Genomic DNA, 22,329 nt, shown 5'->3' with positions numbered 1-22,329 from the left:
ATGAGTAGTAATATTAAAATTGTTTTTGCTTTTGTATTTGTTGCGTTATTGATTGCATTATCTAATTCAATCTTCGTTGTTCAAGAAACAAAACAAGCAATAGTTATACAACTCGGTAAAGTCGTAAAAAATGTTAGGGAAAGTGGTTTATATTTTAAATTGCCATTTATAAATAACGTAGAATTTCTTGATAAGAGAATTTTAGATTTAAGTCCTGATAAAACTCCAAGGGAAGTGATAACTGCAGATCAAAAGCGTATTATAGTAGATGCTTATGCAAAATATAAAATAATAGATCCTATTACTTTTTATCAAACTGTGAAAAATGAATCAGGGCTAGTTAGAAGATTATATCCTGTCATAGAAGCTCACATAAGGGAGAATATAGGAAGATTTTCATTAATTAATTTGTTAAATGAAAAGAGATCAGAAGTTATGCAATTAATTCAACGTGGAGTTTATTCTGAAGCTGGAAAATTTGGCATAGAGATAATAGATGTAAGAATTAAGAGAGCAGATCTACCAGAAGAAAATAGTTCTGCAATATTCCGCCGTATGCAAACTGAAAGGGAAAAGGAAGCAAAAGAAATTAGAGCAGAAGGAGAACAAGCTGGACAAGAAATTAGATCAAAAGCTGATAAATTAAAAAGGGGAATTGTCTCTAGTGCAGTAAAAGAATCACATGAAATAAGAGGCCGTGGTTATGCTGAAGCAACTAGAATCTATAATGAGGCATTCAAGGTTGATGAAGAGTTTTTTAACTTTTATCGCTCTATGAAAGCTTACAGTAAATCATTTGCTGAGGGTAATACTAAATTTGTGCTTTCACCAAATAATAATTTCTTAGATATTTTGAACAAGGGATGGAAATAGTTTATGAAAAGTAAAGCATTTATTTTATCTATATTTGCATATTTTTTAATTTCATTTTCTTCATATGCTAATCTGTTTGCAAAAACAGTTGCAGATCCTGTATGTAGTTGTAATAAAGGGCTTGCTGATATAGTGGAAGAACTTATTCCCGCAGTTGTAAATATTTCAAGTGAGCAAATAGTTAAGCAAGAAAATAACAGTAGAACTAAAATTCCCTTTACGCCAAGAAATAATTTCTTTGATGACTTTAGAGAATTTTTCGAGCATTTTGATCAATTTTTTGATAGAGCTCCTAGCATTAATAGAGAAGTGACGTTACTTGGGTCTGGATTTATTATAGATAAAAGTGGAACCATAGTAACCAACTATCACGTTATTAAAAATGCCCAAGATATTACAGTTACTATGAACGATAATACTTATTTTAAAGCAGAAGTTTTAGGCTATGATGCAAAAACTGATCTTGCTGTGCTTAAGATTAATTCTGATAAAGATCTTCCTTTTGTTGAATTTGGTAATTCTGATAAAGCAAGAGTTGGTGATACAGTTATTGCAATAGGCAACCCTTTTGGTTTGGGTGGCTCTGTAAGTACAGGAATTGTGTCTGCAAGATCTAGAGACATTAGTATTGGTACTATGAATGAATTTATTCAAACTGATGCTGCAATTAATAGAGGTAACTCAGGGGGACCACTATTTCATCTAAATGGAAAAGTTATAGGTATTAATACTGCTATTTATTCCCCATCTGAGTCTGGCGGTAACGTGGGTATAGGCTTTGCTATACCATCTAATCTAGCTATTTCAATTATTGACACATTAAAAAATGGTAAAAAAATAAAACATGGTTGGCTTGGCGTGCAAGTTCAGCCTATAACAAAAGAATTTGCTGAATCCTTAAGTTTAAAAGATATCAAAGGTGCATTAGTTGCAAGCGTAGTAAAGGGCAGTCCTGCAGAGAAAGGAGGAATCAAAGTAGGTGATATACTATTAGAGTTTGACGGCAAAAAAATTGATAGAATGACGCAATTACCTCATATGGTTTCACGAACTGAGCCCGGAAAGAAAGTACAGGTTAAGTTACTTAGAAAAGGTAAAGAAGTCAATATCAAGGTTGCAATCGAGGAATCTACAAATGATGATTCAGGTAATAATCAAGAAGAAAATAAATCAACATCTAGTTATATAAGTGGTTTAACCGTTTCAAATTTGCCAAAAAAACTAAAAAACAATGCATCCACAAAGGGTGTAGTAGTTACTAGTGTAGATAGTAGTAGTAATTCTACACTACATGTTATTAAGAAAGGTGATATAATTATCCAACTAGATGGAATCGATATTGAAAATACTAATGATTTTCAAAAACAAATTGATTCAGCAGTAAAAAAAGACGGCAAAGATTCAGTAATGCTGCTTATTTACCGCAACGGCAATCAATTTTTCACCTCAATCAAATTGAAGAAGTAGCTATTTATCTAGCTGGTCATGAAAAAATTGCTTAACAAATTTAACTAGCTTCTTTACCCTAAAGGTAAGGGTGTTTCTGTAGATTAATAAAATTTATCCCTATACTGAAAACCTTTCTAATGAGGTTATGGAAGAACTAGACTTCAGTATCAAGCACTGGAACGATATCATCCATAAGATGAAAGAGCTGGAGTGGTAAGAAATTCGATAACATAAAGTATTTTTATGCTCAGTTATAAAAAAACAACTTTCTTTCACAAGTTAATTTATAATTAAATTAATTATATCTAATCGCAAAGGGAGGTGGAGATGCGTTTTAAACTAGAAAAAGAAGATATTCCACAAAACGATTGTAATAATAAAACTGGTCGTAGGGTACCTGCACAAATAAGATTAAATAACAAAACAACATTTAGCCTGCCTAGTGTATCTTACATTATCATCGACAACAATATTGGTCTGAGTTTTTAAATTTGGGATTTGAAGCATGACGTGGCAAGTATACTAAACGACTTATCTCAAGAGCTACAACTAAAGCTAAAAAGCGTAAGAAATGATTACAAATTCGCTTTAGTTACCACCTCTGATCAACCTTATTATTATTACTATGATAGATATTATTGATAGATATTATTGATCGTATACCTCATGGTTACACAGATGATTTCTATGTTAACGCATATAATCGTGAAAGCTATAGTATTTATTATGAACTGCTAGAAAATAGGAAGGTTTTAATAAATCCAAAAGACATAATTAGTAGCGAAAATGTCAGTCTTATTTTGGAAGATCTTAAAAGTTCACCTGATAAAAGACTCAAAATAAAAATAGGAGACTATTTGTTTAAAGAATCAAGAAATATATACAAATTATATAGGAGCGCTCAGGTATATAATTTAACTGGTGGAAAAGTTGGCATATTGAATAATATGCTTTCAGCATTTACTCGTATAAGCAATACATTCGAGTTATTCCCTTTTCATGAAATGGAGAGCTTGAAAGCACAAGATACCTATTTCGCAGTAAAAAAGTTAGGCAATAATTATGTTGGTTGCATATCGTATGAAAATAGCACATGCAAAAATTTTTATAATTTTAACCCTAATTCTTTTGGGTATGAACACGACAATAGACCAGGTCCATATCCTTATTATTACAACTTAGAAAATTTTGATAACTTTTTGGAGGTTGAGGTGAATATTCAAGAACATATAAATTTAGAAACAGAAATTGAATTTTTAAAACGCAGAATTGAAAGATTAGAACATACTGGTATACAAGGTCCTAAAGGTGAGCCAGGTCAAAGGGGACAAAAAGGTGATAGAGGCTTCGATGGAACCCCTGGTCCTCAAGGTAACAAGGGGATATTGGATCGTCAGGTGCGCATGGATCAAAAGGCGATCAAGGACCTAAAGGAGAAAAAGGAAATCAAGGCACTAATGGAATAACTCCAAGTATTAATCAAGTTGTTACCGAATTTTCTTCTAACAGAGCCCATCTATATCCTTTAGCAGCAGCTATAATGGAAGAAGATCAGCGTAATTCTATGGGATTTTTAGAAAGAATAGCACATTTTTTTGGTGAGCATGTAAAGCGAGAAGATTCTTTAAAAGCGTTAGTTAAGGGCGAACAAGGTTCTAAAGGAGATACTGGCTCAAAAGGTGAGAAGGGAGATGCCTCAAGTGCTATAGAAATTGCAACTGAATTAGTTACCAGTAAAAAAGCTGATCTAGGAGAAGCAGTTCTTAACGCAAATGGTATCAAAGGTGAAAATCTTGCAACTCAGATTGCCGGTAAAATTAATCTTAATTCGCAGGAACTTGTGAATAAAATTGATGTAGCAAAACTTACTGAAGGAGTAGTAAGTAAACTTTCTTTAGAGGAAGCAAAAAACATTATAAAAGATACTGTGAGTAAGATAACAAGCGATGCCACAAAGAAAAATAATCCAGATCCTATAGCCTTCCAAAAATATGAAAATTTGCAGAAAAGCTTGCTAAACTACTTGTTGATAGAAGCAGTATGAGCGAGATAGAAGCTCACAATCTTAGAACCTGCTCATAATCTTTTCAGAAGCAAAGCAGCGAAAGCAAGAACGACCATTTGCAGGCTAGTGTTGAGTTTCCGCTCGCAATTTTTCCAAAGTCGCCTACATTTTTGCAACCAAGCAAAAGATCTCTCAACAACCCATCTTTTTGGCAATACAGCAAAGGTGTGTGATGGGTTGTTGAGAGATCTTCTTTTGCCTGGTTGCAAAAATGTAGGCGACTTTGGAAAAATTGCGAGCGGAAACTCAACACTAGCCTGCAAATGGTCGTTCTTGCTTTCGCTGCTTTGCTTCTGAAAAGATTATGAACAGGTTATAAGAGGAAGTCACGTTGCGTAGTTTCAAATTTGTCAGGAGCAAGACGAACAAAACCAATTTTGTATTCCTTTGCTGCTTTGATTAAGTCACTATCAACTTTTCTATTGAAAACATTTGCTCCCTTTCTAACTTCAGTTTGCCAAAAGAGCATTTTGCTGTTCTCCAGTATTGACTTAGCACTCACATTACAGAAAACTATAGAATACAAAACAGCTGTAATTAGAAGAAAAATTTTCATTTATATAATTTTGCTATAATGGTAAGTAACCTAACAGACAAGATCCCGTTTGTAAAGATGCACGGTACTGGCAATAGTTTTGTTATCATAGACTCACGTTCAGCAAATAATTTAGACTGGAATTATAGACAAATTGCTGATCAAGGCAGTTGTGATCAAGTGATAATTATAACAATGTCTAATGCTGCAAACTGCTTTATGCATATCTACAATGCTGACGGTAGTCGAGCTGAAATGTGTGGAAACGCAGCACGCTGTGTTGGATATTTGATAATGTTAGAAAAAGGTACTGAATATATCACTATTGAGCTGATAAATAATCGTATCTTAGAATGTTTTAAAGTAGGTGATAAATCAATAAAGGTCAATATGGGTAAACCACTGCTTAAATGGAATGAAATTCCTCTTTCTTGTGAATGGGATCCTCTTTATCTACCTATAGAGCTTGAAATGCTGAAAGAGCCAGTTGCAGTAAATATTGGTAACCCTCATATAGTTTTTTTTGTTGATAACATAAGCGAAATACCATTGCAGAATTTAGGACCAAAGCTAGAAAATCACGAATTATTTCCTCAGAAAACAAATGTTAGTATTGCACAAATAGAAAAATCTGGAGAAATAAACTTAAGAGTTTGGGAAAGAGGAACAGGTATTACTGCTTCATGTGGTAGTGCGGCTTGTGCAGCATTTGTTGCATCTATACTTCGTAAGTGTTTGGCTACTAAACAAACTTCAGTGCATTTACCAGGAGGTCAATTACTGATTGAGTGGTCAAAAAATATACTGATGACTGGGGATATAGGGTTTTTATGACCTAGGCTAGGCACTGACACTCATTACTTCTAACACCTTTTTACCAATCACAGCAGGGGTTTCTGCAATCGCAATCCCAGCACTGCGCATAACCTCTAACTTTGCACCAGCACTTCCGCCACTAGAGGAGATAATAGCCCCAGCGTGCCCCATACGTCTTCCTGAAGGTGCTGTTTGACCTGCTACAAAACCAACGATTGGCTTTTTAGTTTTTTCTGTTTTCACAAAATGTGATACATCCTCTTCTTCGTTTCCACCTATTTCACCAATAACTACAATACCATGAGTGTCATCATCTTTTAAAAACAACTCCATACAATCAACAAACGTCATACCATGAACAGGATCCCCTCCAATTCCTATACATGTTGACTGACCAAGACCAACAGCGGTTGTTTGTGCTACCGCTTCATAAGTTAAAGTTCCAGAGCGAGACATAATTCCTATATGTCCACGTCTGTGAATATGTCCTGGCATAATTCCTATTTTGCATTCTTCGGGTGTAATAACCCCTGGACAGTTTGGGCCAATCAATCGACTGTTTGAACCAGCGAGAGCGTGCTTTACCTTTACCATGTCAAGTATAGGAATGCCCTCTGTGATGCAAATTATTAATTCTATCTCTGCATCTATTGCCTCAAGTATTGCATCAGCTGCAAATTTAGCAGGTACATATATCACAGTAGCATTCACGTCAGTTTTTTCTTTAGCTTCTGCTACGGTATTAAAAACTGGTAAATTAAGGTGAGTGCTTCCACCCTTGCTAGGAGTTACACCGCCAACCATTTTGGTTCCATAGCTAATTGCTTGTTCTGAATGAAATGTAGCTTGTACACCAGTAAAGCCCTGACATATTAATCTTGTATCTTTATTTACTAAAACAGACATACTCTACTTCACCTCTTGTACTATTTTCTGTGCAGCCTCGTCAAGTTCGTCTTCAGCAATAATATTTAGCCCTGACTCTTCTAAAATTCTTTTTCCTTCTTTGAAGTTAGTGCCTGATAATCTAATCACTAAAGGGACCTTAATATCTATTTCTTTTGCAGCTTCAACTACTCCATTTGCAATGATATCACAACGCATTATACCGCCAAATATATTAACCAAAATTCCTTGTACATTACTATCAGATAATATAATTTTAAATGCTTCAGTGACAGTTTCCTTACTTGCTCCACCACCAACATCTAGAAAGTTAGCAGGCTCTGCTCCATAGTACTTTATTATATCCATTGTTGCCATAGCAAGACCTGCACCGTTCACCATGCAACCAATATTGCCATCCATTTTTATATAACTGAGACCATGCTTTGAAGCTTCTATTTCTTCTTTGACTTCTTCATCGTAATCACGTAGGCTAACGATTTCTGAATGACGATATAGAGCATTGTCATCAAAATTAATTTTAGCATCAAGTGCAATAAAATCTCCAGCATTCGTTTCAACTAGTGGATTAATTTCTATCTGGCTTGCATCAGTTGTAATAAACGCATCATATATATTTTTTGCAATATTCGTTACCTTTCCTATTTGTTCTGAACTCAGATTAAAGCTATTGCAAAGCTTATTGTTATCAAGACTTGTAAAACCAGTAGCAGGGTCAATATTAAAATTCACAATCTTTGTAGGAGAATTTTTTGCCACTTCTTCGATATCCATTCCACCTTCTGAAGAAAATATAAATACTAGCCTGCTAAGCTTTGGATCGACTACTAGACTCAAATAGTACTCTTTTTTAATGCTTGAACCTTCTTCAATGTATACTCTCTTTACCTGCTGTCCGCTTTGCCCTGTTTGATGAGTAACTAAAGTTATGCCAAGCATGTTCTTTACAAGTTGTTGAGCTTCTTTAGTTGACTTTGCTAGCTTTACGCCACCAGCCTTACCCCTACCACCTGCATGAATCTGAGCTTTAACCACAAACACGTCAGATTTTAGTTGATTTATTTGAGTTTCTACTTCTTCTGCAGATGTAGCAACAAAACCCTTTGGTACCGGGACATTAAACTTGTGTAAAATTTCCTTTGCTTGATATTCGTGAATATTCATAAGATAACTAATTATTAACCTTAGTAAAAGCTACCAACCATAACGCTGTCTTCTGCATTCTTGCTGATACCTCTTTTTCCTTGCTTCAGCTTTTTTTTTAGCTGTTTTCTCTGATTTCTTTTCGTGATATTTTTTTTTCATTTTGATCCCTCTTCCTTCCTTTTGAATTATTTTTTTCAACACTGGAAGAGCTCTATCTACATCACCATAATGGACTGATACTTCAATCAAACTCTATACCTCCTTCGGTAATCACTTCAAAATCCATTTATAAATTAGAAAATTAACATTGTCAATTATTTTATAAACTTGAGCGATAGAATATGATATGCAGTGATTTATATGAAAAAAGCTTCATTCTGCTGTCAATCATTTACTTGCTGATAAAAATTGCTCTTAGGTTACAGTGCTCTTGTAATTTTTCTAATCTCGGGGCGGAGAGATTTGAACTCCCGACCCTTTGGTCCCAAACCAAATGCGCTACCAGGCTGCGCTACGCCCCGACTTCTTTACTAAGAGTATCGATAATTCGGAAAAATGCAAGTTTCATTTATTTCTTTTAGGAAAAATATAATGCAGATTTCTTTATATAGAGTGTCAAGTTGCACTAGCCATATTAAAAAATCTAGCTATACCAATTGGTGAAGGTTAATGCAGCAACTACAGCAGTATCAACTCTCAAAATTCTTTTTCCTAGACTCAGTTTCTGACAAAATTTATTGGCAGAATCAAGTTCGCAAGATGAAAAACCACCTTCGGGGCCAACAATAATAGCAACGTTTTTCTTGCCTTTTAGAACTTTATTAGGAGGTTGTCCTTCACCTGTTTCATCACACAAAACAAAATTTTTATTTTGAGAATCGGATAATTCACAAAAATTAATAGGAAGAAAAATCTGTGGTATACTTGTCCTACCGGATTGTTCCGCAGCTTCAATTGCCTGTAATTTCGCTCTACTTAAGTTAATGTTTTTTACTACTGTACGTTCTGTTGAAATAAATTGAATGCAGGTTACTCCCATTTCAGTTGCTTGTCTTACTATGTTGCTTAAGGCGCCGCTTTTTACCAGAGCACAATACAAATATAGATTTTTTTCATGTTGTTGTTGTTTAGTGCGTTCTTTTATTATAACTTTTGTCGATTTACTTGATATATTCACTACTTCTCCTAACCATTCTCCATCCTTTCCATTAAAAAGATAGATGTTATCATGCTTCTTAAGCCGCATTACATTGTAAATATAGTGACTTTGTCGTGGATGAAGCGCCAAACTTACATTTTGTGATAAAGCTTTTTCAACATAAAGCCTAATTTTTTTCATTCAAAACTTTAGTTATTTGCATTCTGTTTGAGTGACTCTTACGGGATTTGAACCCGTGTTACCACCGTGAAAGGGTGGTGTCCTAACCACTAGACGAAAGAGTCGACTTGAATCTAACTGAGTTATATCGATTATACATATAAAGTCAATTCAATTATTTTGAATCACACAGTTAGAGTGATATATCAGTGATTTTATATCGACAGCCTCCTATTATCCCATGTTCAATACTTACTGAACCTATCTCAGATTTAGGAGCTTTAGATCCTAATTCTAATTTTTGTTCAACTTTTGTATCTAAATCATAGCCAGAATCTCTATGGTCAAAATTTTGCCTTATTTCTTTTACGTTAAAGCCAGCCTTGGTCTTGATTTGCTGACTCGCTGGCTTATTAGCACTTTGCTCATTTAGTTTTACTTGCAAATTATTCACTTTATCCTGCACTAATCCATGATAAGTCCCAGAATTATCTTTTATATGTTTTGCTTGTCTTTCTGATCTCTTTTTCGATAAATCTACCTTAGCATAAATAGGCTCTGGTTGCTTTTTATGATTTAAGCTAGTGGGCCTTTTTTACTTCTAAGAACCTGTACATGATCTCAAAAAAGGGATAGAATGAGAGGATAAAGTAGGATATGGGAAGTTTATATCCAAGTGATATAAGTCGAGGAAAGTTTGAGATTATTGTAGCAGATCTGAAGTCTTGCAGGAAGAGGACTGGGTTGTTGAGAGATCTTTTGCTTGGTTGCAAAAATGTAGGCGACTTTGGAAAAATTGCGAGCGGAAACTCAACACTAGCCTGCAAATGGTCGTTCTTGCTTTCGCTGCTTTGCTTCTGAAAAGATTATGAACAGGTTCTGAGAAATCATCTACATCTTCATAAATAGGTTCTCCTGATATACTAGAACAACCACTATCTTTCAATGATAAATTTTCAGTAGATCTTTTATGCAAATCATATACTTCAGCATAAATGGATTCTTCCAATACGCTCAACTCTTCTAATGAGTTACTAACCTTAGCGTCATATACCTCATCATAAATGGGCTCTTTTAAAAGTAAAATATCATCATGCTCAAAAATTCTAGGAGGTTTTTTAGGTGAGTTGGCCTTAAATTTTATCTCTACTTCCTCTTTAAGCTTGTCACAACTTTCCGTTTATTTCAAAATCTCCAATATTTCTTTTCTTTCTTTTTTTATTAGCTCACCAAGCACTAAACAACATTTTTCTTTACGATCTTTGAGACTGTCCTTATCTCCGTACTGAATAGCTTATGCTGCTATTTTGTATTGAAGGATTACATTTCCTATACTATTATTTATTTCATTAATATTTGCTCCAGCACTAATAAGTAACGTCATTACATTATGATCAAGATTTGTTACTGCATACTCTAAAGCTCGATTTAAAGTTTGATCATTATTCAAGTCAAATGACCCCTTGTTCCTAAAAGGATTAATTCTAGAAAAGAGTTTTTCAAAGCTGTTTACTATATTATGAAGACTTAAAGCTAGCTTCACGCCTCTTATATTGCTATTTCTAGCGGATTTAATTAAAAAACTATCTACTATACCCATGATTGTACCCCTCTATACAAAAGCTCACCATTGTGGTACAACTTTAAACTACAACGATTTATTTTATATTAATAATCGCTTTTCACACCCACTTAACAAGAGGCGGCATCGACATCATAATTGCATCGGGGTTACCATTAGTCATTAAACCAAACCTTGTACCACGATCATAAAGAAGATTGAACTCCACATATCTGCCACGTTTTATCAATTGTTCTTGTCGTTGTTCTTTTGTCCAAGATTTTTGCATATGTTTGTGTATGATGTGTAAGTAAATTTCTAAAAAGGCTTCACCTACTACTTTTGTGAACTCAAAATCATTTTTCCAGTTGCCAGAAGTTAGATTGTCATAAAAAATTCCACCAACACCACGTGGCTCTTTTCTATGTTGTAAAAAAAAGTAATCATCACATTGCTTTTTAAATTTCGGATAATATTCGATGTTGAACTCATCGCAAGTTGCTTTAATTGATTCGTGAATATACTTGCAATCTCCCTCATCTTTATAAATTGGAGTAAAGTCCATTCCTCCACCAAACCATTGTTTTGAGGTATATATCAGCCTTGTGTTCATATGTGCTGCAGGGATAAGGGGAGATTGCATGTGAGAAACTAAAGATATACCGCTTGCCCAAAACTCTCCATTGCTTTCACTTGCACCAGGAATTTCATTAATGGCTGAGTCTTCTAGCTTTCCGTATACTCTTGAAACGTTTACTCCAACTTTTTCAAAAATATTACCAAAGATAATTGTAGATTCACCACTTCCTCCACCTGGTCGGTTCCACTTTCTTTTTTCGATTTTTGGTTGTGTGAATGACTGTACCTCAATTGATAAGAAAGATTCGGTGATCTTGTTTCTTAGTGCGCAGAACCATTCAAATGCTTGTGTCTTTTGTTTTTCCATAATGCCTTCTGTTGGCTTATTAATATTATTGTACTCTATATTTACAGGACTTAATTAGATTGGGATAGTAACTACCCATCAAGAATGTTAATAAATCTATAATAATTAAATTAATATAGTAGAATATTTTTATATGTGCAAGGATGCCAAGCAATAATAATGAGTAAAAGATACATAGATAACAAAAAAGAGAACAGAGTTGACTTCATACTAAGAAATTATGGGATGTCAATTATTGTGATGGCAGTCATTATGTTCTTACCTCCAATAGCAATATCAGTACTTTATTTTTCTAATGTATATAGTCAGCATGTTAATATAGAGATTAATTTATTAATTAGCATTCTAATGACTCTCTTTGCGGTATATAATATAAAACGTTACAAGTATCTACTTAATATCATAGAGTTTCAAAATGCAATATTTGCAAATGCGCTGAATCATAATACAGAGTTTTGTCTCATTTTACATAAAGATGAGGGTATTATTTATGCTGATGCGAGGTTCTACGAAAGGTTTAAAGATCACATAAACGATGATGTTACGCTAGATAAAATTCTTGAAGCAGGAGATGTGTCAGAAAAAGACAGAAAATCACTCTATCATGCGTTAAGAAATAACACTTCTGTAAAAATATGCATTTCCTTAAGCAAAAAGAGTAGAATATCTAACTTTCTTTTGCTCTCTGAACCAATACCGGATAATCCACAAATTGCTATAAATAGTAATAAGACTTTAAATTTATCATTAGCCCCAATAGCAAGACCGAATGGGTATTTTGTACTGAAGGCAACACAGGTAAACAAAGAGCAGATATATGAAGAGTTGATAGAGAAACACAATATAGCAACTTACGTTGCAAATACAAAAGGAGGTATCTTATCTGTAAATAAAAGATTTTTAGACATGTTTGAACTAAAAAAATTGGAAAAAGGTAGCTCAATCAATGATTTTATATCTCAATCTAAGTATGACGATACAATAACCAAAAATGAAATTATGTTTTTTACTATAAGCGGTGCTCCATTTAAGGCTTATATGAGTGCTGCTATATTTTGTGATAAATACAATCATAGCTATATACACGGCTTTATAACACCAACTGAATCAAATATTGTTGATTATCAACTACACCCTTGTTTTACAAATTCGTCAATTGCTATTGCACAATGCGACATAAATGGCAATTTTATAAAGAAAAATATAGCATTAGTAAAACTTGCGGGGTCAAATAATGGTTCTATCTTTGCATTGATATCAGATGGTTATCATATGAAAGTGCGTGAATATTTTTCAAGTAATAGGATAAATAATGCGTCCTTTGATGTGCAGCTCAATGGCGGTAATAACATGAAAATATATTTTAATAAATTTCTTCATAATAAAGTGATGTTCATACTTTGTTATTTTATTGATAATACTGAACGTAAAAAACTAGAGATAAAACTTGAGCATTATCAAAAGGTGCAAGCTATAGGGCAATTAGCAGGTGGTATTGCACATGATTTCAATAATATATTAACCGGAATAATAGGATTTTGTGATTTACTTTTACTCCAGCACTCAGCTAGCGATCCATCTTTTGGAGATATAATACAGATACAGCAAAATGCAAAACGTGGGTCAAATTTAGTAAGACAACTCCTTGCTTTTTCAAGAAGACAGACTTTGCAGCCAAAGATTATTAATGTAAATGGTACGATAGCTAATCTTTATGAAATGATCAAAAGATTAATAGGTAAAAATATAAAATTTAATATTTATTATGGTAGCGATTTGAGTGCTGTTAGGGCTGACCAAGGACAATTAGAGCAAGTTATGCTTAACTTAGCAGTTAATGCTGGTGCTGCTATGGAAAAGGGGGGAGAGTTAACTATACGAACCTTTAATCAAAAGGTTGATTCATTAAATTCTACACCTCAGGATATGTTTTCTCCAGATAAGGAAACGATTGAACATGGGAATTATGTTGTGATTGAAGTGATTGATACTGGATGTGGAATGACGAGTGATATAATTGAAAAGGCATTTGATCCATTTTTTTCTACCAAAGATATTACTTCTGGTACAGGTCTTGGCCTCTCTACTGTATATGGCATTATTAAACAAACCGAAGGATACATCTATGTTGCTAGCAAAGTGAATCATGGAACTAAATTTAGCATATTTTTGCCCATAGTTTACATATCGGATGAAAATGATAAAGAGGAAGATAGTAAAGAAATAGAGAAACCGGTAGAGATTAAAGGTAATGGTATAATTTTATTAATTGAAGATGAAGATTCAGTAAGGGAATTTACTGCTAAGGCTCTTACAAGAAAAGGATTTAATGTAATAGAAGCGAGTATAGGCAGCGAGGCACTAGAGATCATTAGAAAAAAAAATCAACACATAGATCTAATAATCACTGATGTAATCATGCCAGAGGTGAGTGGTCCAGAAATAGTTAAAGAAACATTGATACATAGGCCAAATATCAAAGTTATTTTTATTTCTGGGTATGCAGAGGATGCTTTTTTAAAGAGCGATGAAATTAATATAAGAGACTTCCATTTTTTACCCAAACCATTTACTCTGAATGAGTTAGGAAATAAGGTTCAAAGTGTGTTACACAAGACAAAAAAAGGCAGTTTACTTTGAGTATGATTGGCAACAAAAAAAATTTTCTAATGCAAAAATTTCTTGCATATATACAATAGAGTTATTTTATACATAAGATAAAAGGCGTGAGCAAGATCATTGCAATAGTAAATCAAAAGGGTGGAGTTGGTAAAACTACAACTAGTATAAATTTATCAACAGCCTTTGCTGCTGTGGGAAAAAGTACTTTACTGGTAGATCTTGACCCTCAAGGAAATGCTAGTACAGGACTTGGGATTTCTTATCGTAGCAGGAAAGAAAAAAATATATATAAAATACTGCTGAGCAGCGAAAGTGAATTGGTGGAATCGGCAATTTTCAATATAAAGGAAATTCCAAATCTATCGCTGATTTCATCAGTGGTTGACTTATCAGCTGCAGAAATTGAGCTATCACAACTTGAGCAGGGAAAATTCGTACTAAAAGATACGCTAGAGAAAGTACGTAATAATTATGAGTACATAATTATCGATTGTCCTCCATCACTTGGTCTGCTTACTATCAATGCTCTGACCGCTGCTGACTCGATTATTGTTCCTCTTCAGTGTGAATTTTTTGCTCTGGAAGGATTGAGCCATTTAGTTAAGACTGTAGAGCTGATAAAAAGAAATAACCTAAACCCTTTCCTGTTAATAGAAGGAATATTGCTCACAATGTATGACAGACGCAACAAACTTAGTGAGCAGATTAAAAATGATATTTGCCAATATTTAAATGATAAAGTATATAAAACTATTATCCCCTTGTATGAGACCATTATTCCACGTAATGTACGGTTATCAGAAGCGCCTTCTCATGGAAAACCTGCTATTGTATATGATCTTAAGTGTCCTGGTGCACAAGCATATATAAGTTTGGTAAAAGAAATTTTAAAGAAACACATGAGCATCTGTAAAGAGAAAAAGCTGATAAGTGAGGGTGCAGCGTGAAGGACAATAGGCGCTTAGGTAGAGGTCTTGCTGGCCTCATAGGCGATAATTATGGTAATAAAGAAGATCGGTTACCTATTTCATTACTACACCCGAGCAAATTTCAGCCGAGAAAATATTTTGATGAGGAGTCATTAAAAGAACTTGCAGATTCGATAGAGAAAAATGGTATAATACAACCTGTTGTGGTGCGCAAAGATCCAAATAATGAAGGTTATGAAATAGTAGCAGGGGAACGTCGTTGGCGAGCAAGTAAGGTCATAAATCTTGATAGTGTGCCGGTTATCATAAAAGATTTAAATGATAAGGAATGCTTAGAAGTATCGATAATTGAAAACATACAGAGGCAAGATATTAATCCAATAGAAGAAGGTGAGGCGTACAGAAAACTAATAGATGAATTCTCCTATACACACGAAGAATTAGCCTTAACTTTAGGTAAAAGCCGCAGTCACATAACCAATATGATACGAATGATGTCACTCCCTAATGGAGTAAAAACAATGATCAACGAGAAAAAATTGTCTATGGGTCATGCAAGAGCATTGATTAATGTTGAAAATGCGGAAAGTATTGCAGAAAGAATAGTTTCTCAGGGCATGAGCGTTAGACGAACTGAAAAATTGATAAAAGACTTACAACAAAATAACGACCGAAAAGAGCATAAGTGTACTAAAAATCAAGATATGGCAGCATTAGAAGGAGCTATATCTTCTCAGCTTGGTTTAAAGATCAAAATTAATGACAGTAATTCTAAGGGTAAAGTCATGATACGTTATAACAACTCAAATGAATTGGATTTTATATTGAAAATTTTGAATAGAAGACTTGAATCAGCTATTAATGTCGAAAGTAGCTCATAGAAATTTCTTGACAAACCTTCCCACTTTCCTTGCAATGGAAGTGAAATGGTGGAGTTTGTCAAGTAAGTTATTTCATTTCTACCTTCAATAAAAATTTGCACGCAATAGCACAGAAGCATACGTTACTATTCCCTCATTTCTGCCAATAGAACCTAATTTTTCCGCTGTGGTTGCTTTGATACTTACGAATTCACCATTAATTTCTAATATTTTTGATATGAATTCCTTCATTTCTGCTTTGTAAGGCGATATTTTAGGCTCTTCACAAACTATAGTAATATCTAAATTAGACATGCTATATCCTTTTTCCTGTGCTTTTTTAGCAGCAAAGTCAAGAAAATGAGATGAATTGCAATCCTTCCATTTAGAGGAATTAGGAGGAAAATGTTCTCCTATATCGCCACATCCTAGTGCTCCGAGTATTGCATCAACGATTGCATGTATTGCAACATCACCATCGGAATGTGCCTCTATTGCCATATTATGCTCAATTTCCACACCGCAAATTTTTATAAAGCTCTTAGCATCATTTTGAATTTTAACAAATTTATGTATATCATAACCGGTTCCGACACGGAATTTTGGCTCTCCAAAGAGAAGTTTTGCCATATTGATATCCTCTTTTGTAGTTAACTTAAAATTCTTTTTCTCACCTTCAATAATCGCAACATGTTTTTTATGCTCCACCATTAGTGATGAATCATCAGTAAATTCTTTGACTGATTGATGGCACGATAATAATTCTCTGAAATTAAAAATTTGAGGAGTTTGCATGGCTTTAAGTTTTTCTCTTGAAATCGTAGATTCAATGAAATTATTACTCACCAACGATATAGTATCCTCGACTTCTATTGCTGGAACTACTCCTGTATATTGACCATTAATCATAGATTCAATCAAGATGTTTATTAGAATATTTGATACAAAAGGCCTACAAGCGTCATGTATAATAATAAAATTTGGATTGATCTTTTGCAAACTCTCCAGTCCAAGTTTAACTGAACTCTGCCTGCTTTTTCCTCCACATACTGGACTCAGCAATTTAGTATCTATAGTTGATGACGTAACTTCTTTATAGAAATCTTTTTGACTTTCATTCACTACCACTCTTATGTAACTTATGTACTGATTAGCTAAGAATTTCCTAATTGTATGAAATAAAACAGACTTACCTGCCAATTTTATATACTGTTTAGGAATTTTGGCATTGCATCTACTGCCTACTCCTGCTGCAACTATTAATGCTGCTATCTTGTATTCCTCAAGTCTGTTAGTGTACATGCTTACCATTTTCGGTGTTAATACAAGTTATCTAGCATTTTAAAAAAGTTGATCCAATTCTCAAAAAAGAATATTCTTTTACTAGGTGTAATATATGCTAGAGGAAAATAATACACGTTGCTAAGTATAATAAAGAAAATGAGATACATCTTATATTTTTTCATGAAATAGGTGATAATTATAAGAATGCGGCCAGGTATATACAAGATAGATCTACATATCTCCATAAGTCTAATTTTCACACTCATGCACATAAATACCCAATTGCATTTCAAAACTATATAACTTACGCAATAGCTAGTTTCTTGTTTTTAGGAACATCAATACTATTACCAACTTTAATATTACTTACTAATCCAATGACATCTAGGACAGCAAGTTTAGCCATCTTAGCAGCTTTAACTTGCACCTTTTTATCTGTACCACCACTCATGATTCCGTTTATAAATAAGAATCAAAGCTTGTCTCAGCCTTCAATAAAAGAAATCAGTAAATTAATTGACAATGGTGTGAAGCCTGAAAACATTATACTTCTTGGCCATTCCTTTGGAGGAGCAATTGCATCAGAAGTGCTGAAATATTTTACAGACAGAGATATTAAACTCGGAGGTATTATTTTTACCAGCACTTTCAGCTCTTTTTACAATGCAATAAAGCATTTTCCAATTTCTCAGACAAAAATTCTAAGCATACTACCCTCTTGTTTGTTTTAAAAAATGCTTAAGGTCCTAAATTTAGACTTTGATATAGTAAGCAATATACAAAAGCTACAAAATAATGATATATCAATAGCGGTCATTAATCATGAAAGAGACACCTTAATACCATATCCTGCACAATTAGCAAAAGGACTAGAAGATAATCAATCGTTAAATAGAAATTTGACCAAAATCGTTAATTTGAAAAGCTTTGAATATGACCCGCACAACGGAGTTTTATCTGATTGGGAATTGGATGAAAATTTAGCTGATCTAATACTTAATAAAACAATGAATAGATAGTATTTACAAAAATACTGTATATTTTTTGGTAAATTGACTATGTTAGACATATGCAAAAACGTCATATAACTATTTGTTGTGTACTACTTTTTATAATAGGGGCATTATTTTTGATGCGTCCTATGATTGCTCCGTGTCTAATATCCGTTTTTGTTGCACATTTGTTTAACCCTCTAGTAACCAAATTTGAAAAATACAGAATACCGCGTTCATGTTCTGTAGTTTTTATAACACTTGCCTTATTGATAGCTTTTATATTAGTTATTACATTTGTTTTACCTATTATATATTTTCAAATTACTTTAATATTAAATTTCTTAGTGAATAAGATACCTTCACTAAAACTTAAAGTGATTCCTTCTGTGCTAGAATTTCTTAATATAAAAACTGAAGATAGTTTATTTGATCACTTGTCTAAAAATCTAGTAGAAAATTACAGTGATTATATATCTTATTTTATAAATGCTCTTAGCATGGGCAGTAATCTTATAATTCAAGTGCTAAGTTCAAGCTTTAGTTTGATTTACATGGTATCATTAATAGCTATTACGCTTATGGTGTTTTTTTATGTATTACGTGATTGGCCTTCAATTGTAGAAAAGGTTAGTAAACTAATTCCCATTCTTTACAGAGAAAAAGCTGCAGGTTATTTTTCCAAAGTAGATTTCATTATATCTAATTACCTAAAGGGACAGCTAAACGTATGTATAGTTATGATGATCTTTTACTCCGTGGGCCTTAGCATAATTGGGCTGAAGCATTCTGTAGCTATTGGAATTTTATCAGGAACATTAACATTTATACCCTATATAGGGCAATTATTATACACTATTATCGGATTTTTGAGCGCCATTACTCAATTTAGTGGATGGTTTGAAAGTGCTGCTGTCTTGCTATTATTTAGTGTTGGTCAATTAATAGACTCAAGTATATTAGTGCCTTTATTAATAGGAAAAAAAGTTCATATACATCCAACTATCATTATTTTAGGAGTTGTCATATGCACCTCATATTTTGGGTTTATAGGTATATTATTTTTTATTCCAATAATAGCAATGTTCAGTGTATTAGTAGAATATACAGTTAATAAATATTTTGAAAGTGAGCTTTATAAAAATGGCTAATTAGTTCACGATAAAAAGAAAAAGGACCTCTGATACATTTGAGAGATGCAAGTAAATTTTTATGCAAAAATTATTATCAAAAAGTAGTAATGTAAGAGGCTTTACGTGCAATTAAATTTATTTAACAATAATCAAGTTGATTATTGTTGGCAAAATTATATCGTCTTAGACGAAAACAAGCACATATATAACTCGATAATTAATGATTTATCTTGGAAATGCTTAATTCTGTTTGGGCCTAAAAACTCTGGGAAAACTCACCTTGCTCATATCTGGCAATCAAAAAACGATGCTATTTTCATTGATGTAAATAATTTTGTAAGCGAAATGAGGTACAGCGATGCGTTTATTTTAGAAGATGTACAAAACATTAAAAATGAGGAAATGTTGTTACATTGTTATAATTACATGAAAGAAAATGATAAGAGACTGCTAATTACTTCTTCGATTTTACCGAAAAAGCTTAACTTCAAACTAAAAGATTTAAGCTCGCGAATATTATCAACTATCAGCGTAAAAATTTTACCTGCAAGCGAGGAATTACTAAGAATCATGCTAATAAAACAATTTTCAGATAAACAGTTAAAAATTGATCTCAAGGTAATTGATTATATTCTAGCAAGAATAGAACGTTCTTTCCACAGCATTAATAAAGTTATAGAAAAAATAGATAATGAATCTATAGGATCAAATGTAACCATTCCTTTTATTAACACTTTATTAAAAAAAAGTGCCAATTGATTCCTTTTTTTGTAAGGTATTTATTATATATATTAAAAATTTATTAATACCCATACAATAATGAAGTTGAAATCACTATTTCTTTATGTTAAAATTATAATAAATACTATGATGTAATAAGAATAAACAGACATAGCTAAGGGATATTTTATACGATAGTAAAATTTACTCTACAGGATGTTTTTTATAGATTCAATGTTATAATTGAAATATGGTAAAAATAAGATCAAATTTAAAAAAAAGGTTAAAACAAAGGTTTGTAGTACTTACTTTATTGATAAATGCTTTGTTTATCTCATATTTTCTTATAAAAAACACAAAAAATACTTTCAATCAAATTATAGTCAAAGAAATAAATATAGGAGCTGATAATGAAAAATAAACAACTACAAAATAAAAAAGAGAATCTTTACATAACGTATTACATAGATACTTTGGTTTCCGAAAAATCCTCTACACAAAATACTTTGGAAAGTTATCGTTCAGATTTACACCAACTTGAAAAATTTTTATTAGAAGGAGGCACTACCTTAGTTGGTGCAAGTAAAGCTAATATTAAAGATTATGTAAACTTTTTACGTACACAAAAGAAATATAAAATTAGCTCTATATCAAGAAAAATATCTGCTATCAAAAATTTCTATAAGTGCCTATTTAATGATGGAATAATAGACTTTAATCCAGCACCGGCTAATGAATTAAGAAATCCAAAGGTTTCCCGTCCTTTGCCTAAGTATTTAAGTGTTCAAGAAATATTTTTGCTCATGGAAACAGTAAAAAAATCAGCAAGCGGATCGAATAAAAAGATAAGCAGTAAAAGGCTATGTGCAATTTTAGATATCCTTTACTCTTCCGGGATGCGTATTTCTGAACTAATTAATATGAAGTTATGTGAAGTATCACATTTAGTAAACAGTAACGGTAAAGAAGGCTATATAATAATAAAAGGAAAAAGTAGCAGAGAAAGGCAAATCTTTTTTAATGAGCAAGCATTGCAAAGCCTTAAAGATTATTTATCAATTCGTGACAATCTGCTCCCTAACAACAAAAAATCTGATTGGCTATTCCCAGGTGATAAACCTAATCAACCAATTACAAGGCAAAGAGTTGGTCAATTAATAAAGGAATTAGCAAGAAAGTGCGATATTGATCAAAATAAAATCTCTCCACATGTGATTAGGCATTCTCTTGCTACCCATCTACTGAATAGCGGAGCAAATATTGTGCTGATACAAAAAATTCTTGGCCATACTAATCTTTCTACAACACAAATATATACTCATATTGCTAACGAAAAGTTAAAGGACAAATTAGCTGATTCTCATCCTATTACTCAGATGATCAATAATTAAACTTATTGCTTTTAGTTTTGTAGTAAAGTTAAATTCAAATAAGTTTACGTGTGTTTGTGATTGCAAGTTTATTGTTTAATTTACTCCTTATATTATGGGAAGTATTCTATACTTTAATTACTCTCCCTGTAATTTTCTTTCCTGAGTGTGTAATAACCATTTTCCTTGTTTGCTCGGTGAGAGTTGTATTATTCATGTTGCGTTTATTATGTGGCATTAAATATGAAGTGAGGGGAATGGAAAACATTCCTAAGCAACCTTTTATAATTGCATCTAAACACCAATCTCCATTTGAAACATTTATTTTTATACTACTCTTTAGAAAAGCAGTTTTTATTTTAAAACGTGAATTGAAATGGATTCCATTCATTGGTTTGCATCTCATGGCATTAAAAATGATTTTTATTAACCGCTCAGATGGTATTAGTTCTGTGCGTCATATCATAAAATTAACAAAAGTGTGTATAAAAGAAAATAGAGGCATAATAATATTTCCTGAAGGTACAAGAACAACTATAAACCAAAATATAAAATATCAATCGGGTATTGCTGCTTTATATAGCGTATTATCTGTTCCTGTGTTACCGATTGCTTTAAACACTGGTTTGTTTTGGCCAAAAAGCATACTTTCTCTGAGAAAGAATCCCGGAAAGGCGGTAATAGAAATATTACCTCCCATATATCCTGGGTTAAACAAAAATGAATTCTTGCAAAGTTTAGAAAAAATCATTGAAGAAAGAAGTAGTAGATTAATTGCAGAAAAAACTGATATTGCAAATTAAC

The 22,329-nt window shown here is 32.9% G+C and carries 22 protein-coding genes, 2 tRNA genes and 4 pseudogenes; 16 read left to right on the top strand and 12 right to left on the bottom strand.

Going from position 1 to position 22,329, the window contains the following annotated elements:
- The 5 genes from hflC to JSQ73_RS05110 all read left to right on the top strand — a co-directional run bounded on the left by hflC (position 1) and on the right by JSQ73_RS05110 (position 4,366).
- Complete coding sequence (gene hflC / locus JSQ73_RS05130) at positions 1-873, top strand: protease modulator HflC (protein WP_214249850.1); 873 nt, start codon at positions 1-3, stop codon at positions 871-873.
- A 3-nt stretch (positions 874-876) separates the two neighbouring features.
- On the top strand, positions 877-2,340 hold the full coding sequence (locus JSQ73_RS05125) for a DegQ family serine endoprotease (protein WP_214249849.1): 1,464 nt from the start codon (positions 877-879) through the stop codon (positions 2,338-2,340).
- A gap of 309 nt (positions 2,341-2,649) precedes the next feature.
- The gene (locus JSQ73_RS05120; RefSeq protein WP_234301693.1) at positions 2,650-2,811 is read left to right on the top strand and encodes a hypothetical protein; all 162 of its coding nucleotides are present in this window, start codon (positions 2,650-2,652) and stop codon (positions 2,809-2,811) included.
- 149 nt (positions 2,812-2,960) lie between these two features.
- A complete protein-coding gene (locus JSQ73_RS05115; RefSeq protein WP_234301692.1) occupies positions 2,961-3,788 on the top strand; it encodes a collagen-like triple helix repeat-containing protein in 828 nt (275 codons plus the stop codon).
- Between the two features lie 74 nt (positions 3,789-3,862).
- Positions 3,863-4,366 (top strand): hypothetical protein, encoded by a 504-nt coding sequence (locus JSQ73_RS05110; protein ID WP_234301691.1) that lies wholly within the window; start codon positions 3,863-3,865, stop codon positions 4,364-4,366.
- Between the two features lie 32 nt (positions 4,367-4,398).
- Here the strand turns inward: JSQ73_RS05110 and JSQ73_RS05105 are convergent.
- Positions 4,399-4,557 (bottom strand): annotated as a pseudogene (locus JSQ73_RS05105) (transposase); the annotation flags it as partial.
- Between the two features lie 3 nt (positions 4,558-4,560).
- Here JSQ73_RS05105 and JSQ73_RS05100 point away from each other — a divergent pair.
- Positions 4,561-4,695, top strand: a pseudogene (locus tag JSQ73_RS05100) (IS5/IS1182 family transposase); the annotation flags it as partial.
- Between the two features lie 5 nt (positions 4,696-4,700).
- Here JSQ73_RS05100 and JSQ73_RS05095 read toward each other — a convergent pair.
- Positions 4,701-4,943 (bottom strand): hypothetical protein, encoded by a 243-nt coding sequence (locus JSQ73_RS05095; RefSeq protein WP_234301690.1) that lies wholly within the window; start codon positions 4,941-4,943, stop codon positions 4,701-4,703.
- 18 nt (positions 4,944-4,961) lie between these two features.
- Between JSQ73_RS05095 and dapF the strand changes: the two genes are divergently transcribed.
- The gene (gene dapF, locus JSQ73_RS05090) at positions 4,962-5,756 is read left to right on the top strand and encodes a diaminopimelate epimerase (RefSeq protein WP_214249775.1); all 795 of its coding nucleotides are present in this window, start codon (positions 4,962-4,964) and stop codon (positions 5,754-5,756) included.
- A gap of 6 nt (positions 5,757-5,762) precedes the next feature.
- On the opposite strand, the gene sucD is transcribed toward dapF, so the two are convergent.
- The 7 genes from sucD to JSQ73_RS05055 all read right to left on the bottom strand — a co-directional run bounded on the left by sucD (position 5,763) and on the right by JSQ73_RS05055 (position 9,562).
- On the bottom strand, positions 5,763-6,644 hold the full coding sequence (gene sucD, locus JSQ73_RS05085) for a succinate--CoA ligase subunit alpha (protein ID WP_214249774.1): 882 nt from the start codon (positions 6,642-6,644) through the stop codon (positions 5,763-5,765).
- A gap of 3 nt (positions 6,645-6,647) precedes the next feature.
- Complete coding sequence (gene sucC / locus JSQ73_RS05080; RefSeq protein ID WP_214249773.1) at positions 6,648-7,808, bottom strand: ADP-forming succinate--CoA ligase subunit beta; 1,161 nt, start codon at positions 7,806-7,808, stop codon at positions 6,648-6,650.
- A 30-nt stretch (positions 7,809-7,838) separates the two neighbouring features.
- On the bottom strand, positions 7,839-8,039 hold the full coding sequence (gene rpsU, locus JSQ73_RS05075; protein ID WP_211907618.1) for a 30S ribosomal protein S21: 201 nt from the start codon (positions 8,037-8,039) through the stop codon (positions 7,839-7,841).
- 198 nt (positions 8,040-8,237) lie between these two features.
- Positions 8,238-8,311 (bottom strand) — tRNA-Pro (locus JSQ73_RS05070).
- Positions 8,312-8,433: 122 nt separating this feature from the next.
- Positions 8,434-9,129, bottom strand: a complete 696-nt coding sequence (locus JSQ73_RS05065) for a 16S rRNA (uracil(1498)-N(3))-methyltransferase (RefSeq protein WP_214249772.1) — start codon at positions 9,127-9,129, stop codon at positions 8,434-8,436.
- A gap of 32 nt (positions 9,130-9,161) precedes the next feature.
- Positions 9,162-9,233 (bottom strand) — tRNA-Glu (locus JSQ73_RS05060).
- Positions 9,234-9,301: 68 nt separating this feature from the next.
- Positions 9,302-9,562 carry a hypothetical protein gene (locus JSQ73_RS05055; RefSeq protein WP_234301689.1) on the bottom strand — a complete coding sequence of 87 codons (261 nt, stop codon included), beginning with the start codon at positions 9,560-9,562 and terminating at the stop codon, positions 9,302-9,304.
- A 286-nt stretch (positions 9,563-9,848) separates the two neighbouring features.
- Between JSQ73_RS05055 and JSQ73_RS05050 the strand changes: the two are divergent.
- Positions 9,849-9,980: pseudogene (locus JSQ73_RS05050) on the top strand (IS5/IS1182 family transposase); the annotation flags it as partial.
- A 422-nt stretch (positions 9,981-10,402) separates the two neighbouring features.
- Here the strand turns inward: JSQ73_RS05050 and JSQ73_RS05045 are convergent.
- Together JSQ73_RS05045 and hemF are read right to left on the bottom strand one after the other, a co-directional pair.
- Entirely contained in the window at positions 10,403-10,708 is a 306-nt protein-coding gene (locus tag JSQ73_RS05045) for a hypothetical protein (RefSeq protein ID WP_234301688.1), read from the bottom strand.
- Positions 10,709-10,790: 82 nt separating this feature from the next.
- Positions 10,791-11,615 (bottom strand): oxygen-dependent coproporphyrinogen oxidase, encoded by an 825-nt coding sequence (hemF, locus tag JSQ73_RS05040; protein WP_214249770.1) that lies wholly within the window; start codon positions 11,613-11,615, stop codon positions 10,791-10,793.
- A gap of 159 nt (positions 11,616-11,774) precedes the next feature.
- On the opposite strand from hemF, the gene JSQ73_RS05035 reads away from it, so the two are divergent.
- The 3 genes from JSQ73_RS05035 to JSQ73_RS05025 all read left to right on the top strand — a co-directional run bounded on the left by JSQ73_RS05035 (position 11,775) and on the right by JSQ73_RS05025 (position 16,047).
- Positions 11,775-14,255 carry a response regulator gene (locus JSQ73_RS05035; protein ID WP_214249769.1) on the top strand — a complete coding sequence of 827 codons (2,481 nt, stop codon included), beginning with the start codon at positions 11,775-11,777 and terminating at the stop codon, positions 14,253-14,255.
- Between the two features lie 86 nt (positions 14,256-14,341).
- Positions 14,342-15,184 carry a ParA family protein gene (locus JSQ73_RS05030; protein ID WP_214249768.1) on the top strand — a complete coding sequence of 281 codons (843 nt, stop codon included), beginning with the start codon at positions 14,342-14,344 and terminating at the stop codon, positions 15,182-15,184.
- Positions 15,181-16,047, top strand: a complete 867-nt coding sequence (locus tag JSQ73_RS05025) for a ParB/RepB/Spo0J family partition protein (protein ID WP_214249767.1) — start codon at positions 15,181-15,183, stop codon at positions 16,045-16,047. Before JSQ73_RS05030 ends, JSQ73_RS05025 begins: the two co-directional genes overlap by 4 nt.
- An 84-nt stretch (positions 16,048-16,131) precedes the next feature.
- Here the strand turns inward: JSQ73_RS05025 and ispD are convergent, their stop codons facing one another.
- Entirely contained in the window at positions 16,132-17,337 is a 1,206-nt protein-coding gene (ispD, locus tag JSQ73_RS05020; RefSeq protein WP_214249766.1) for a 2-C-methyl-D-erythritol 4-phosphate cytidylyltransferase, read from the bottom strand.
- 101 nt (positions 17,338-17,438) lie between these two features.
- Here ispD and JSQ73_RS06940 point away from each other — a divergent pair.
- The 5 genes and pseudogenes from JSQ73_RS06940 (at position 17,439) to JSQ73_RS04985 (ending at position 22,328) form a co-directional block, all read left to right on the top strand.
- Positions 17,439-18,329 (top strand): annotated as a pseudogene (locus JSQ73_RS06940) (alpha/beta hydrolase family protein).
- Between the two features lie 50 nt (positions 18,330-18,379).
- Positions 18,380-19,453, top strand: a complete 1,074-nt coding sequence (locus JSQ73_RS05000; RefSeq protein ID WP_214249765.1) for an AI-2E family transporter — start codon at positions 18,380-18,382, stop codon at positions 19,451-19,453.
- Between the two features lie 105 nt (positions 19,454-19,558).
- Positions 19,559-20,194 carry an HdaA/DnaA family protein gene (locus JSQ73_RS04995; RefSeq protein ID WP_214249764.1) on the top strand — a complete coding sequence of 212 codons (636 nt, stop codon included), beginning with the start codon at positions 19,559-19,561 and terminating at the stop codon, positions 20,192-20,194.
- A 371-nt stretch (positions 20,195-20,565) separates the two neighbouring features.
- Positions 20,566-21,546, top strand: a complete 981-nt coding sequence (locus tag JSQ73_RS04990) for a tyrosine-type recombinase/integrase (RefSeq protein ID WP_214249763.1) — start codon at positions 20,566-20,568, stop codon at positions 21,544-21,546.
- Positions 21,547-21,602: 56 nt separating this feature from the next.
- Complete coding sequence (locus JSQ73_RS04985) at positions 21,603-22,328, top strand: lysophospholipid acyltransferase family protein (RefSeq protein WP_214249762.1); 726 nt, start codon at positions 21,603-21,605, stop codon at positions 22,326-22,328.
- Position 22,329 lies beyond the last annotated feature (1 nt).

The organism is Wolbachia endosymbiont of Anopheles demeilloni (assembly GCF_018491735.2).
Taxonomy (GTDB): Bacteria; Pseudomonadota; Alphaproteobacteria; order Rickettsiales; family Anaplasmataceae; genus Wolbachia.
The sequence above is the reverse complement of the archived record's forward strand: the minus strand, read 5'-3'. Positions and strand labels throughout refer to the sequence as shown.

Bases quoted from the DNA above. Each gene is read 5' to 3' on its own strand.
- JSQ73_RS05095 (WP_234301690.1), bottom strand. From the start codon at position 4,943: ATGAAAATTTTTCTTCTAATTACAGCTGTTTTGTATTCTATAGTTTTC.
- JSQ73_RS04990 (WP_214249763.1), top strand. From the start codon at position 20,566: ATGAAAAATAAACAACTACAAAATAAAAAAGAGAATCTTTACATAACG.
- dapF (WP_214249775.1), top strand. From the start codon at position 4,962: ATGGTAAGTAACCTAACAGACAAGATCCCGTTTGTAAAGATGCACGGT.
- sucC (WP_214249773.1), bottom strand. From the start codon at position 7,808: ATGAATATTCACGAATATCAAGCAAAGGAAATTTTACACAAGTTTAAT.
- hflC (WP_214249850.1), top strand. From the start codon at position 1: ATGAGTAGTAATATTAAAATTGTTTTTGCTTTTGTATTTGTTGCGTTA.
- JSQ73_RS05035 (WP_214249769.1), top strand. From the start codon at position 11,775: ATGAGTAAAAGATACATAGATAACAAAAAAGAGAACAGAGTTGACTTC.
- JSQ73_RS05125 (WP_214249849.1), top strand. From the start codon at position 877: ATGAAAAGTAAAGCATTTATTTTATCTATATTTGCATATTTTTTAATT.
- ispD (WP_214249766.1), bottom strand. From the start codon at position 17,337: ATGGTAAGCATGTACACTAACAGACTTGAGGAATACAAGATAGCAGCA.
- sucD (WP_214249774.1), bottom strand. From the start codon at position 6,644: ATGTCTGTTTTAGTAAATAAAGATACAAGATTAATATGTCAGGGCTTT.
- JSQ73_RS05065 (WP_214249772.1), bottom strand. From the start codon at position 9,129: ATGAAAAAAATTAGGCTTTATGTTGAAAAAGCTTTATCACAAAATGTA.
- hemF (WP_214249770.1), bottom strand. From the start codon at position 11,615: ATGGAAAAACAAAAGACACAAGCATTTGAATGGTTCTGCGCACTAAGA.
- JSQ73_RS05110 (WP_234301691.1), top strand. From the start codon at position 3,863: ATGGAAGAAGATCAGCGTAATTCTATGGGATTTTTAGAAAGAATAGCA.
- JSQ73_RS05120 (WP_234301693.1), top strand. From the start codon at position 2,650: ATGCGTTTTAAACTAGAAAAAGAAGATATTCCACAAAACGATTGTAAT.
- JSQ73_RS05000 (WP_214249765.1), top strand. From the start codon at position 18,380: ATGCAAAAACGTCATATAACTATTTGTTGTGTACTACTTTTTATAATA.
- JSQ73_RS05045 (WP_234301688.1), bottom strand. From the start codon at position 10,708: ATGGGTATAGTAGATAGTTTTTTAATTAAATCCGCTAGAAATAGCAAT.